The following is a 13,073-nucleotide window of genomic DNA, read 5'->3' on the forward strand; positions in this document are numbered from 1 at the left end:
AGCGGGCGGGTCAGCGGGCGGGAAAAACGCCGCGCAGGGCGCGGTGAACCTCGCCGAAGGCTGCCCCTATACTCCCGCTGGGAAATCTGATCTCCTGAATTCCGGCGAGGTTGGAAAATTCCTCAACGCCTTCTTCCCGGACGATGATCGCTTTTTCAAAGCCCAGCCTGCCCTGGAACAGCCCGGTCTCGTGTACCACGTTCTGGCGCGACCGGACGGTGCCGAGCTTCGTCTCGTCATCAGCGGTGTGGACGAGTAACGCGAAGTCCACCTGTTGAAGCATCTCCCATACGACGTCTGCTGCCGAGCGGCCGTAACGGAATTCGCTCTCGAAGGTCACCACCCGGTAACCGAACTCGGCCAGGTAGTCCTTGAGTATGCGCCACATCTCGTTCGGCCCGCCGTGTCCAATGAAAATCGTCGGATGTGTCGTGCCGCCCGCCCATCCTTCGTCAGCCGCCTCGGGCTGGCGCGCACGTGGTACCACCGAAGTCGAATCGCCGATCACGTCGAGAATCGTACGGGACATCCGTTCGTCCGGTAAATCGACTACCAGCGTCGCCCGCGGCGGGCGGAAGCGGTAGTCGAAGGAAAAATCGAAGACCTCACGCCGGGGCCCGCTAAGGATGATCTTGCCATGTTCGGACTGCTCGGGGTCATACCTGCTGAACCACTCCGGCCGGAACACCAGCGCATTCCCGTCGGGCGTGGCCAGGCGACGGGCGACGGGCCGGGCGGGCATCCCCGATGGATACAACTCCAGCGCGACGACGGAGATCTCAACGTCATCGTGGCCACGGCCGTGGCCGTCATCCCACGCGTCTTTCACGAACTCGTACCACATGTCATAGGCGCTCACGAGCTGAGCGTCCGGCACTCGGACAGCCATGCTGACTGTAGCCTTCGGCATTCCCAGCCACGTCCTTTCCCATTGACACCGGCCAGATTACTCCGCCGTACCTGGGCAGGTGCACGCCGTATGCGACGGGTATAAGCGGTGGACCGCGGTGGACGTTCGTCCGGTGCACGTTGATCCGATGGATGCCGATCAAGCGGCTGCTGGATCGGCCGGGTGCTGGTCAGGTGCTGACGAACAGGTGAAGATGAGGGGGTGGTCAGGCCAGGGGAGACCCAGTGGATCGGCGCTCGTGCCCAGAACGGTTTGAAGATCATGAAATTGTCCGAGGTCAGCGAGCCAGCGCTGGAGGCCTTCTACGCAGAGGTGCTGACACCGGCCTTCCCACCGGATGAACTCATTACCTGGGACGAGCTGCGTGAGGCCGCTGCCGGCGATTTGGGTCCCGGCGCGCTGGTCTTCGACGGCGAGACCCCGCTGGGGGGAATGCTGGGCGAGATCTATCCCCGATCAGGGGTACTCCTGCTCAGCTATATCGCGGTGCGGCCCGAGGCGCGTGGCCGGGGCATCGGTCAGACCCTACTCACCGACGTCATCCCCCGATGGCGGGCAGCCATCGGGCCGTCTCTGGTGATCGCCGAGATCGAGGATCCGCGTTTTCACCAGCCGAATGTCTACGGCGACCCCGACGCGCGGCTCAGGCTGTACCACCGGACGGGCTCCACGCTTGTCCCCATGCCGTTCTTTCAGCCGTCCCTGCGGCCTGGCGTGCCACGGGTCTTCGACATGCTGCTGATCTGCCTCGGCGAGACCGCGCAGACCGTGTCGGCAAAGATCGTGAGCGTTTTCCTCGACGAGTACTTCGAGCTGTGCGAGGGGAGCGAGGTGCTCACCGCCGACCCTGACTACCAGGTGCTACGGCAGTTCTGCCAGCGGGGCGATGACGGCAGGCTCCCGTTGTGGCCGCTTGATCGTGTGGCGGAGATACCGAGGTTCATCGAGGTCAGCAGGTGACCGGAGCACTGCGAACCGCACTCGCCAGGGGGGATGGCGCGGCCGTCGACACGCTGATGAACACCGACCACGCGCTTGCGGTGCTGCTCGCGGAGGCGGTCGGTGCGTGTCCCGAAGCCGTCGCGGTGGTCGCGGTGGTCGAACGCGCCTGGCTCGACACCGTTGCCGTGGTGGTGGCCGACCCGGATCCACCGGTTCGGGTCGCCCTGCTCGGCGCGGTCCTCAGACTGATGCGGGAGGACGGCCAACTCGATGACGCCGCCGCCACGGCCGACAGTGCCACCGCGAGATCGCCAGAGCCAGAGCCAGAGCCATCGCGAGCGGGCTTCTTTCTGCCGCCGGATGACCGCTGGGCGGGATGGTGGAACGTTGACGTCCCGTCCTGGCCAGCCGGTTGGGTGCCCACAGCCGAACAGGTGCGTCATGCGGTGCGTCGCCTTGCGCTGAACCAGCGGACGCTGCTCATTCTTCGGGACGCGGCAAAGCTGTCGGCGACCGAGGCCGCTCCCATCACGGGTACGGAACCCGATGACCAGGGCAGACTTCTCGACAGCGCCCGGGAGGCCTACGTCGCTTACCTCGATGAAGAGTGCAGGGCCGTCGATTCCGGGGCTGAGCGCCGATGAGGGCGAGGGACGTCAGCTGTGAGGTCATTTTCGATCTGGTGGGCGCCTGGTACGACGCAGAGCTGACCGACAGTGATCAGAATGCGTTCGAACAGCATCTGCTTTTCTGCCCGCCGTGTCTTGCCTACAGTGACCGGGTGCGACGATCGTTGGCGGCGTTGACGGCGGCGGCCACCGTGGTGGTTCCCGCGGGGCTGGCGGACAGGCTAGCCGCAGCGGTCGAACGGGTTCGTGATACGTGACGATGAGCTACTACAAGTTCCTCCGTCCGGCGGGGACGGGCCCGTTCACCGGCTATGACTGGGGGACGGTGCCGGGAACCTGGGTTGACGCCGAGGTCAATGCCGGAGCCGGAGATGTGGTGCCGTGCAGGGACGGTATCCACGCCTGCCGGGTCGAGGACCTGCCCTACTGGCTCACCGAGGAACTCTGGCGGATAGACCTCGACGGCCCGCTCGTCATCCACGAGAACAAGGTCGTGGCCAGACGCGGTCGGCTCGGCACGCGGGTCGAGCAATGGACGCGGGCGGCTGCCCGGGAATTCAGTGTCGCCTGCGTCTGCCGGGTCGCCTACCATGCGGCGGCCGAACTGCGCGGCGCCGGCCTGGCCGCGCTTGCCGAGAGCATCGAGGCCGCGGCGGCAGCTTTTGGCCAGAACGGAATCGGCCAGAAGGGAAAGGGTGACACGCTCGACGAGCATGCTCGCGCGGGCATCGAGGCAGCTGTGCAGGATCCCGGTTCCACGGCCAACCTGTTGTCGGCATACGTGATCGACGCGCTTGAATCGCTCGACGTCGACCCTCCCGCGGCACTCGCCTACATCGCGGCACGCGCCGCCAACCAGCGCAGCGCCATCCTCGGCGACGCAGCCCACCTCGACGCAGCCCACCTCGACGCCGTCCACCTCGATGACCCCTACCTCGATGAACGCCGCTGGCAGGCGTCGTGGCTCGCGACCCGGCTCGGACTACCCACCCCAGCCGGTTCGTCGGCGCCGTGACGCAGCCGCTATCCGGAGGCAAGGGACTCGACATCGGCGTCCGACGGTGGCTCGTCCTCGTCGAAGACGCTCCAGTCGTCCATGAAGGCGGAGTCCGCTGACCTCAACTCGGCGGGTTCCGGCCCGCGCGGGAACAACCAGACGCGTAGGGCGCGTATGTCCGAACGGTCGAACATTCGGTGGACATCATCTGTGCCGGTTCGCTCACCACCCGAAAGCTGACTGCCGGTCAGCTCGGCCCGTCGCTTTGCCTCATCGACACCGGAGCGATTGAAGATCTCGCACAGGCGACTTACCGTCCGGATCGTCATCTCCTCGTAGAAAACGAGGTTGTAATTGTCCGGAGGGTGCGGGACACCCATGAACCGATAGGCGTGGACGACAGCACGATGGTAGTCGGCGAATGCCTCGTCGGTCTTCCCTGATGCCCAGTACACATCCGCCCGCACACGGAAGAGGTTCGCGATCAACTCCTCGTCCCAGTCATCTGTTTGCGCGGCGAGCCGTTTCAGGCGTTGCGCCGCGGCGGTGATACGGGTGACCGCCTCCTCCAGAGCCTCCCGTTCCAGCGCGAGGTCCGCGGTTTCGAAGAGCAACCAGGCGACGCTCCAGTCGTCCGCGAGTTCCTCAAAAACAGCCAGCGCCTCTTTGTAGTAACGGTTCGCGGCCAGGTCTGCCGGGTCACGGAATCGCCTGGTGTGCGCGAGAAATATCCTGATCAGGCCATTGACTCGCAGCAGCTCCCGTTCTTCTTCCGCAGTGGCGTCAACACGCGCGCCACGGCCCAGCCCGCAAAGGCGTTGGACGAGGAGAAGCCGGTTACGGATGTCGTTCCAGGGAGCGTCGGTCTTGAGGTACCCGGGCGGATAATGGTCCAGCACAAAGCCCAGCGCTTCGCCCAACTGATCGTCCGGGTTACGCTGGGTTGCGGTCGCGACGGAGCCGACGTTCCCGGCGAGCGAGTCCTCCTGGTGCCAGGTACGTTCCCAGTCCTCCAGCAGCTGCCGGTTGTAGTCGAACGGGCAGTAGCACCCCCACCACCAGAAAGCTTCCAGGAACACGAGCGCGAAACGTGCCCGGGTGATCGTGCGGTTCCGGGACACCCGCCGGGCGTGGAACAACCACTCCCGCTTGTAGGCCTGCCAGCGGGGGTGTTCGTAGCGATACCAGGAGCTGTAGGTGCCGGTGGTTTCGTCCTCCCATTCCGACACGAGGCGGAAGTAATGTTGGGCGGCCTGCTGGTGCAGGTCCTGCCAGATGCGGGGGTGCATTGTCCGCAGTTCGCGGCTCAGGGAAAGCCGGATGAACTCGTGCAGGCGGAAACGGTCGGACGGTTCGTCGGCGACCGCGACCAGCTGTTCGGCGATGCCGTATCCTTTGAGCGTCTGAATGACGGTTCCCACATCGGGATACCCGTCGTCGCCTTCTGCCAGCAGTTCGGCGAGTAGCGGCTCGTCGAAGGTGTTCACCACAGCGCAGGCATGGACGGCCTTCGACAGCCGGGTGTCCCGGACGGCGTCGATGATCAGTCGGACGAGGCCGGCCCATTTCTCCCACGGATCGTCCGGTAGCCGCTGAAGAGTTCGCCGCAGGTCCGACGCCTCCAGTTTGTCCGGACCCGTCTCGCTGACCAGCTTCGCCGCCAGCGACAGGCCACCGGGATGTCCCGCCGTGAAATCGTGGACGACATCGGCGACACCTGGCCGCAGTGCACCGTCAAAGGTCTGGTCGAGGTAGAGGACGACTTCGTCGCGAGACAGATAGGGCAGCGCCCGGACGTACCAGCGATCCGATCCGGTCGAGAACGTGTGCGGTGAGGGCACCCGGGCGATGACGACCAGAGTGTTGGTCAGGCGCAGCGCCATACGCGCCAGCCAGTGACCCATCTCGTCGTCGACGATACGTTCGAACGAATCCATGGTGATCAGGATGTGCCGACGCCGGCTCCACTCCGCCCAGCCGCTGACGAAAGCGTCGTCAATGGCCGACTGCGACTGGCGGATCCGAGCCTTCACCGTTTCCTGGTCGTCGCTCTCGGGGGTGTCGCGCACACCCGTTTCGGTCTTCGGTGCACCGCCGAGCAGCCGGGCCTCACGCTCGCACAGCTGGCGGAAACCAGCGAACTCCCGAGCTCGGGTACGATCGGTCACCCGAAGCATCAGCTCTCGTGTTCGCGCGAATGTCTCCCACAGGACGGGGGTGGAGGCGCGGGGGCCGTAGGCGTCCCGGAATCCTTCCCGCCGGAACGCGGACATGTCCTCGTTGAAGATGTATACCCGGTTGGCGCCTTCAACCCGACTGACCAGCTGTCGGATCAGCATGGACTTACCCAGGCCGTGAACACCGACAAGGTCGATCACCGACCCTTCGCCCCGGATGAAGAGCAGGCGTAACGCCTCTGTCAACTCGGCTTCCCGGCCGACGAAAAGATCCATACCGTCCCCTCGGGTAGCAGTGGGTCGGGCTTCAGGATCTCATCACCCGAGATGCGGCACCATGCCGAAGTAGCTGTCGCGCTATCGTGCTGGCGCTGAGACGGTATAGCGCCGCAGCGCTCACGGGGGGCCAAACCTGGAACTGTCTGACAGGAGAGCATGGTGTCCACGATGCCAACCGGCAGTGGTGATCCGTCCGATTTCGCGGCGGCGTTTCAGGCTGTCGTCGACAACGTCGAGCTGGTGGTGCGGGGCAAGACCGAGGCGGTTTCGCTGGCGCTGACCTGCCTGTTCGCCGGCGGGCATCTGCTCATCGAGGATGTTCCGGGGCTGGGCAAGACCTCGTTGGCCCGCTGCATCGCGGCGTCGTTGGAGGCGTCCTGTCACCGCATCCAGTTCACCCCGGATCTGCTGCCGTCCGATGTCACCGGGGTGACCGTCTACCACCAGGGGACCGCTCAGTTCGGGTTTCATCCCGGGCCGGTGTTCGCCCATGTGGTGGTGGCCGATGAGGTGAACCGGGCGTCACCCAAGACACAGTCGGCGTTGCTGGAGGTCATGGAAGAGGGGCGGGTCACGGTCGACGGCCAGCCCCATGCGGTGCCGCGACCCTTCTTCGTCGTGGCGACCCAGAACCCGGTCGACATGGACGGCACCTATGCGCTGCCCGAGGCGCAGCTGGACCGGTTCCTGATGCGGGTTCGGATGGGCTACCCCGACCGTGAGTCCGAGGTGGCGATTCTACGTAACCGTCAGTCGGGCATCCGGGTGGAGGATCTGCGCCCGGTGCTGTCCACCGACGAGGTATTGGCGCTGGTCGCGCAGGGTGCGCGCACCCATGTCGCGGACACCGTGCACGAATATGTCGTCGACGTGGTCGCGGCAACCCGGACGATGCCGCGGCTACGGCTGGGCGCCAGCCCGCGCGGCAGCATCGCTCTGCTGCGCGCGTCCCAGGTCCGGGCGGCCGCGGCTGGACGGGATTTCGTCACCCCGGACGACGTCAAGGCGCTTGCCGTGCCCGTGCTCGCGCACCGGATGCTGGTGGCGGCCGACGCGGAACTGCGCGGCTTCACCGGCGAGGACGCGGTCGGTGAGGTGCTCGGGTCCGTGCCGGTACCCCGGTCGCTGGCCGGGGTGTAACCGGCCGTGGCACCTGCCCGGCGCCACCCGGGCGCGGCGCTTGGCATCGTCACCCCGACCGGGTGGGGGGTGGCCGGCGCCGCGGTCGTGCTGGCGGTGATCTCGGGTGTGCTGCGGTTCGCCGAACTGTCGGTGCTGGCGGTGGGGTGTGTCGCCGCGTTGCTGGCGGCGGCGGTCGCGGTCGCTTACCGTCCGCGGCTGAGCGCGGAGATCGAGGTTCTTCCGGCCCGGGTCCGTCGTGGCGAGGCGGCGATGGCGAGCGTGACGATCAGGAATATCGCCGACCGGCGGAGCGGGGTCCTGCAGATCATCCTGCCGCACGGTGAGACCGCGACCGAAACCCCCCTGCGCTCGCTGGGTGGATCGACGCGGCGCACGATCGCGGTGCCGCTGCCGACCGCGCGTCGGGGAGTGCTGCGGGTCGGCCCGGTGCACGTCCGCAGGTCCGACCCGTTCGGCCTGCTGGCACGCTCGCAGCAGGTCGGGGAAGCGGCTGTGGTCCACGTCCACCCGGTGGTGCATCCGCTGACGCCGCTGGCGTCCGCCCGGTCCAGCAGCCCCGACGGACTGTCCGTGGACAGCCGGACCGAAGGTGGCGTGACCTTCCACGCGCTGCGGGAATACGTGCCCGGTGACGATCCCCGGCATGTGCACTGGCGGTCCAGCGCCCGGGCGGGGACGTTGCTGGTGCGCCGGCATGTCGATCCGAGCGAGCCGGTCACGACCGTTCTGCTGGACACCCGGGCGTACGCCTATCCGTCCGGTGCGGCCGGTGACGGCGCGTTCGACGCCGCGGTGGATGTCGCCGCGTCCGTGCTGTTCGCCTCGGCCCGGCGCCGGTTTCCGGTCCGGTTACGGACCACGGGGGATGTTCGGGTGGCGGGCCGGGGCGGGCGCGGTGACGACCAGGTCGTCCTGGATGCGCTCGCCCGGGTGGAACGCGACGCCGGCACTCTCGACGCGGCCGGTTTCGGTTCCGGTGCCGGTGCCGGTGCCGGTGCCGGTCTCGGTGTCGCGGCATACCCGGATGACGCGCTGACGGCGGCCGTCCGGGGGCTCGGCCGCGGCGGAGTCGGCACACTGACCCTGGTCACCGGCGGAGTCGACGTCGGGCAGGCGGCGGCGGTCGCCCCGGCCGTCAGCCGGTTCGAGCACGTAATCGTGGTCCGGGTCGGTGGTACGGGGGTCGACTCCGACTCCGCCGATTCGACCCGGGCACCGGCTGCCGCAGGTGGTGGACGGCTGCATGTGCTGGACGTCGCCGACGCCGCCGCGTTGGTGTCGGTGTGGCCGGCGACATCCGCCGGGAGGATGCGGTGACGGCCCCGGCGACGGCGTCGGTGACGGCGTCGCTGCCCCGGGTAGGGAGCTTCGTCGCGGTCACGCTGGCGGCCGGGCTTGCCGGCGGCGCATTCCATCGGGCGTTCGCCGTGGGCGCGCTCGCCGGCCCGGTCGCGGTGGCCGCGGTCGTACCCGTGCTCGCGGTGGCGGCGTTCGCAGGTGTGGCCCGCCGTCGCCGGGTGCCGTTACTGCTGTCCGTGCTGGCATGGGCCGGGCTGTGGCTGGCCGTGGTGGCGTTGACCCTGTTCCGGCACGGTTCGCCGGACGTGCCCGCTGTGCTGCCCGCCGTCGGCGACGGACTGCTCAACGGCTGGGCCCGACTGCTGGAGGTGACGCTGCCGGCGCCGGACTCCCCGGATCTGCTGGTGGTGCCCCAAGCGCTGACGTGGCTCGCGGCCGGTGCCGGTGCGGAACTGGTGGCCAGGACGCGGACGACGCTGCTGCCGATCGTCCCGGCGGTCGTGGTCTTCGCGGTCGGAGTGACACTGACCGTGCCCGGACCGGGCTCGAACCTCCCTGTCGCGGCCGGTCTGGTGGTGGCCGCCGGACTGCTCGCGTTGTACCGCCACGCCGAAGCGCGGCCGTCGACAACCGCTGGCAGGCGCGCTGGCAGTCGCGCCGGCAGTCGCGGTGGCAGCCGCGCCAGGCCAGGATCAGCGCCGGTGTCGGGATCGTTTCCGGGTCGGGCGGTGATCGGGCTGTCGGTGGCGGTGCTCGTCGCCGCGGCCGCCGTCCTCGTCGGTCCCCGCCTGCCACCGGTGCGCGGCCGCGGCCCGTACGACGTGCGTGCCGAACGCGCGGTGTCGCTGTACCCGAGGGCCACGGTCAGTCCATTGGATGAGGTCGCGGCCTGGCTCGGCAGTCCAGGCCAGCGGCTGTTCACCGTGCGTACGTCACCGTCACCGTCACCGCCCGTGTCGGCCTCGGCCTCGGCGTCGGTGTCGGTGTCGGTGTCGGCGAACATCCAGCTGGCTGTACTCGACCGTTTCAACGGCCAGACCTGGACGTCTTCAGCCCGTTTCTCCCCGGCCGGACGCCGGATTCCGGCGGTGTCCGGGGAGCCGGCGCGTACCGGAGAGATACGACAGGACGTGGAAATCGACGGTCTGGACGGCGTCCTGCTGCCGGCCATGGACCGTCCGGTCCGGCTTGACGGGACGGGTCTGGCCGTCGATGTCGGCAGCGGCGCCCTGCTCAGTACCGTCCCGCTGCATCCCGGCCGCCGGTACACGGTGACGTCGGTGCCGCAGGCCATCCCGGACCAGGCGGTACTCGCCTCCCTGCGGCCGGCCACCGGAGCCGACGCCGACGCGGCTCGTTACCTGCCGCCGGGCCTGCCTGACCTGGTGCGCGACGCGGCCCGGGAGGCGTCCACCGGGGCGGGTACCCCGTTCCAGCAGGCATATGCGCTGGAGCAGTACCTGCGCACCAACTTCACCTACGACCGGACCGCGCCCGCCGGCCACACCTACGGACACCTGAGCTACTTCCTGACCAAGAACAGCGGGACCGGCACGTCCGAGCAGTTCGCGACGGTGTTCGCGGTGGCCGCCCGGACACTGGGCCTGCCCAGCCGGGTCGTGGTCGGGTTCACCCTGCCCGGTGGGCCGGCGAGCACGGCTACCGACACATTGGACGTGCACACCGGCGACGTGCTGGTCTGGCCGGAGATCGACTTCGCGGGTGTGGGCTGGCTGCCGTTCTACCCGACGCCCAAGCAGGGGCAGAGCAGCGGTGGCAAGGTCGCGTCGTCGGCGCAGGGGGAGTCCACCGACCGGGAGCAGCGGGTCGGTGCCGCGGCAGCCGCGCCCGTGCAGCATCCGACGTCACTACCACCGGCCCCGCCACCTGATCATCACACTCCGTTGTCGGTGTATGCGGGTTTGGCCTTCGGCGGTGTCGTGATCGTTGTCGTCGTCGGCTACCTGGCGGTCGCCGTGGGGGCTCCGGTGGCGCGCCGCCGCCGCCGGCGGCGACGGTCGGCGCGCACCTCCCGGGAGCGGGTGGTCGGCGCCTGGCACAGCACGGTCGACGTGCTGGCGGGCGCAGGCATCGCCATCCCGGCCGCGTCGACCCCGGTCGAGACGGTCAGGCTCGCGCCAGCCGCGATCGGGGACAGCGGCCGGGCGTCGCTGCTGACGCTCGCGAACCTTGCCACCACGGCTCTCTTCGCCGCGGATGGAAGCACCACCGTCGAGGCGGACGCGGCATGGTTCCACGAGAAATACCTGCGCACCCGGCTGCGGCGGGCCGTGCCGGCACAGCGGCGGATGATGGGACGGCTCGCGCCCAGCCGGGTCGTCCGAGGCGGGAGACATCGATGATTCCCGGTTACCAGTCTTTCACGGCGATCGCGCAGGGCGGGTTCAGTACCGTCTACTCCGCCTATCAGGTCGGTCTGGACCGCACTGTCGCCATAAAGGTGATCAATGCTGATCTTCGGGACTCCGCCGCGGAACGACGGTTCACCAGAGAATGCCGGGCAACCGGGCGCCTCACCGGCCATCCGCACATCATCACGATTTTTCAGACCGGCTCGACCCGGGAGCGGCGTCCGTTCATCGCCATGCAGTATCTGGCCCGCGGCTCGGTTTCCGACCGGCTCCAGCAGGCCGGGCCGATACCGGTACACGAAACCCTTCTCATCGGCGCGAAAATCGCCGGGGCAATGCACGCCGCGCACGGTGCCGGAATCATCCACCGCGATGTCAAACCCGGCAACATTCTGCTCAGTGACACCGATGAACCGGTCCTCAGCGATTTCGGTATCGCCAGCCTGACGGGTATGGAGGGCTCAACGAGCCAGGAGGCCTTCACCCCGTCCTATACCGCCCCGGAAATCCTGCAAGGGGAGGAACCGTCGGTCGCAACCGACGTCTACGCGCTGGGCGCTACCTTGTTCACCATGTTGGCGGGGTCGCCGCCGTTCGGTTACCGCCGGGGCGACAACCCTGCCAGTATCGTGCTACGGGCACTGACCCAGGACGTTCCCGCGCTGCCCCGTGGTGACGTGCCCGAATCCGTGGAGAACCTGCTGCGGACGGCGCTCGCGCGCGACCCGGCGCAGCGCCCGGCCACCGCCGACGCCTTCGCCGCCGACCTCCGCCAGCTTTATGAACGCCTCGGCCACACCGTCCCGCGCATACCACCGGAACCGGTCGGCACGCCAGCGGATGCCACCGCTACGCCCGAGGACCGGGACCGGCCGCCATCCCAAGCCGCACCGGCGGACCATTCGCCAGCAGGCCCCGTCATCGACCCCGATGGTGACCGCCCCGAGAGCGATCCAATGCAGGAGCCCACCGCGGTCCGGCCGGGCCGCCCGGCACCTCCGAAGCCTGCCGCAGAGCCGTCGGACGAGACCCGTGCGTCGAAGCGGCGGCGGATTCTGCGGATGACCGGGGCGGCCGCCAGTGTGATCATCGTGTTACTTGTGGTGATAGCCGTTCGCGCTCCGCAGCGGCCTAACCCGACGCCGTCTCCGTCCCCCACGGCGGTGTCCACGCCAGCGCCGATCACGTCCGCTGACCTTCAGGCCGTCCGGCCGAGCACTCCAGATGTCACCGACATGGGCACGGTCGTCACACTGAGATGGCGAAACGGGTCGCGGCCCGCCAATCTGGTGGTGCAGACGGCGGCTCCCGTGGACTCACACCAGGTACCGGTGCAGCCGTTGCCCCCCGGTGCGGCCGTGACCGAGATTTCTGATCTCGACCCCGCGCGGGGCTACTGCTTCCGAGTCGGCGCCGTGCTCGCCGTCAGCTCCTACGCCTGGTCCGACTACCGCTGCATCCGCGGCGCCACTCCACCTCTTTCCTAACCCTCATGGGGGTGATAGATCATGACGGTGGTGATGCCTGTTCCCGCAAGCTGAATCAACATGGTAAGATCTGATTCAGTGTGGAGGTGTGGTGATGGAGGTTGATCGAGTTGCGGTGGGGGTACGGCTGGCCGCTGCGCGCAAGCAGCTCGGCACGAGCCAGCGGGATCTTGCCGAACTGACCGGTGTGCCGCAGGCGATGGTGAGTCGACTGGAGAAGGGCATCCCGACACGTGCACCGCTGACAACTCTGGACACTCTTGCAACCACGCTCGGCATCCGATTGGACCACCTGCTGTACGGCTCCCCGGTACGCGAGCGGGTCCTGGCCGCGGCCCGCACCCCAGCCGGCGCAGATGTCAGTGCAGCACTCGAGCACGCAGTGGAGCTGCTCGAGTTCGACAACGCGCTCGACCAGGTCGTTCCCGAACTCCGGCAGCACCGTGCGCCTGCCGCCATCTCGGTGCCAGCGGCGGGCACACCTGCCTCGCGTGGAATCGATCTAGCGCGCACTGTGCGTGACCACCTCGGGCTCGGGATCGCTCCCATCCCGAATATCCCTTCGCTCATGGCGGAGCTCACCGGGGTCGATGTCGGCACCGCACCGCTCGGCGAGGCGTCCGGGGTGTGCGCGGTCGACCCCGACCGGGATACCGCGGTCGTGCTCGTGAACAGCAACGATGTCAGCGAACGACAGCGTTTCTCACTAGCGCACGAGCTCGGGCATCTACTCTTCGACGACGGCGCACACGTCGACGGGATTGACGGTCGCCGCACCGACTCCGAAGTGCGCTGCGACGAGTTCGCCCGCAACCTGCTCATCCCGCAGGACGGGATG

11 protein-coding genes are annotated in these 13,073 nt (G+C 68.2%); 9 read left to right on the plus strand and 2 right to left on the minus strand.

Annotated features, from left to right (window positions below; genetic code table 11):
* Positions 1-10 precede the first annotated feature (10 nt).
* The gene (locus tag U9977_RS17440) at positions 11-910 is read right to left on the minus strand and encodes a nucleotide-binding protein (RefSeq protein WP_322750336.1); all 900 of its coding nucleotides are present in this window, start codon (positions 908-910) and stop codon (positions 11-13) included.
* Positions 911-1,111: 201 nt separating this feature from the next.
* Here U9977_RS17440 and U9977_RS17445 point away from each other — a divergent pair, with 201 nt between their 5' ends.
* Genes U9977_RS17445 through U9977_RS17460 form a run of 4 tightly spaced genes read left to right on the plus strand, consistent with a single transcriptional unit; the run spans position 1,112 to position 3,496 of the window.
* Complete coding sequence (locus U9977_RS17445) at positions 1,112-1,870, plus strand: GNAT family N-acetyltransferase (RefSeq protein ID WP_322750337.1); 759 nt, start codon at positions 1,112-1,114, stop codon at positions 1,868-1,870.
* Positions 1,867-2,496, plus strand: a complete 630-nt coding sequence (locus U9977_RS17450) for a hypothetical protein (RefSeq protein ID WP_322750338.1) — start codon at positions 1,867-1,869, stop codon at positions 2,494-2,496. The genes U9977_RS17445 and U9977_RS17450 overlap by 4 nt, the downstream gene beginning before the upstream one ends.
* Complete coding sequence (locus U9977_RS17455; RefSeq protein WP_322750339.1) at positions 2,493-2,738, plus strand: zf-HC2 domain-containing protein; 246 nt, start codon at positions 2,493-2,495, stop codon at positions 2,736-2,738. Before U9977_RS17450 ends, U9977_RS17455 begins: the two co-directional genes overlap by 4 nt.
* A 2-nt stretch (positions 2,739-2,740) precedes the next feature.
* Complete coding sequence (locus tag U9977_RS17460) at positions 2,741-3,496, plus strand: hypothetical protein (RefSeq protein ID WP_322750340.1); 756 nt, start codon at positions 2,741-2,743, stop codon at positions 3,494-3,496.
* Between the two features lie 8 nt (positions 3,497-3,504).
* Here U9977_RS17460 and U9977_RS17465 read toward each other — a convergent pair whose 3' ends face one another.
* Entirely contained in the window at positions 3,505-5,931 is a 2,427-nt protein-coding gene (locus U9977_RS17465) for a hypothetical protein (protein WP_322750341.1), read from the minus strand.
* 171 nt (positions 5,932-6,102) lie between these two features.
* On the opposite strand from U9977_RS17465, the gene U9977_RS17470 reads away from it, so the two are divergent.
* The 5 genes from U9977_RS17470 to U9977_RS17490 all read left to right on the plus strand — a co-directional run.
* Complete coding sequence (locus U9977_RS17470) at positions 6,103-7,074, plus strand: MoxR family ATPase (protein WP_322750342.1); 972 nt, start codon at positions 6,103-6,105, stop codon at positions 7,072-7,074.
* 6 nt (positions 7,075-7,080) lie between these two features.
* Positions 7,081-8,394 carry a DUF58 domain-containing protein gene (locus tag U9977_RS17475; RefSeq protein ID WP_322750343.1) on the plus strand — a complete coding sequence of 438 codons (1,314 nt, stop codon included), beginning with the start codon at positions 7,081-7,083 and terminating at the stop codon, positions 8,392-8,394.
* On the plus strand, positions 8,361-10,739 hold the full coding sequence (locus U9977_RS17480) for a transglutaminaseTgpA domain-containing protein (RefSeq protein WP_322750344.1): 2,379 nt from the start codon (positions 8,361-8,363) through the stop codon (positions 10,737-10,739). Before U9977_RS17475 ends, U9977_RS17480 begins: the two co-directional genes overlap by 34 nt.
* Positions 10,736-12,235 carry a protein kinase domain-containing protein gene (locus U9977_RS17485; protein ID WP_322750345.1) on the plus strand — a complete coding sequence of 500 codons (1,500 nt, stop codon included), beginning with the start codon at positions 10,736-10,738 and terminating at the stop codon, positions 12,233-12,235. Before U9977_RS17480 ends, U9977_RS17485 begins: the two co-directional genes overlap by 4 nt.
* Before the next feature lie 94 nt (positions 12,236-12,329).
* The coding region (locus tag U9977_RS17490; protein ID WP_322750346.1) for an XRE family transcriptional regulator at positions 12,330-13,073 on the plus strand (744 nt) is incomplete at its 3' end.

It is taken from the genome of Protofrankia sp. Cas8, assembly GCF_963555845.1.
Taxonomy (GTDB): domain Bacteria; phylum Actinomycetota; class Actinomycetes; order Frankiales; family Frankiaceae; genus Protofrankia.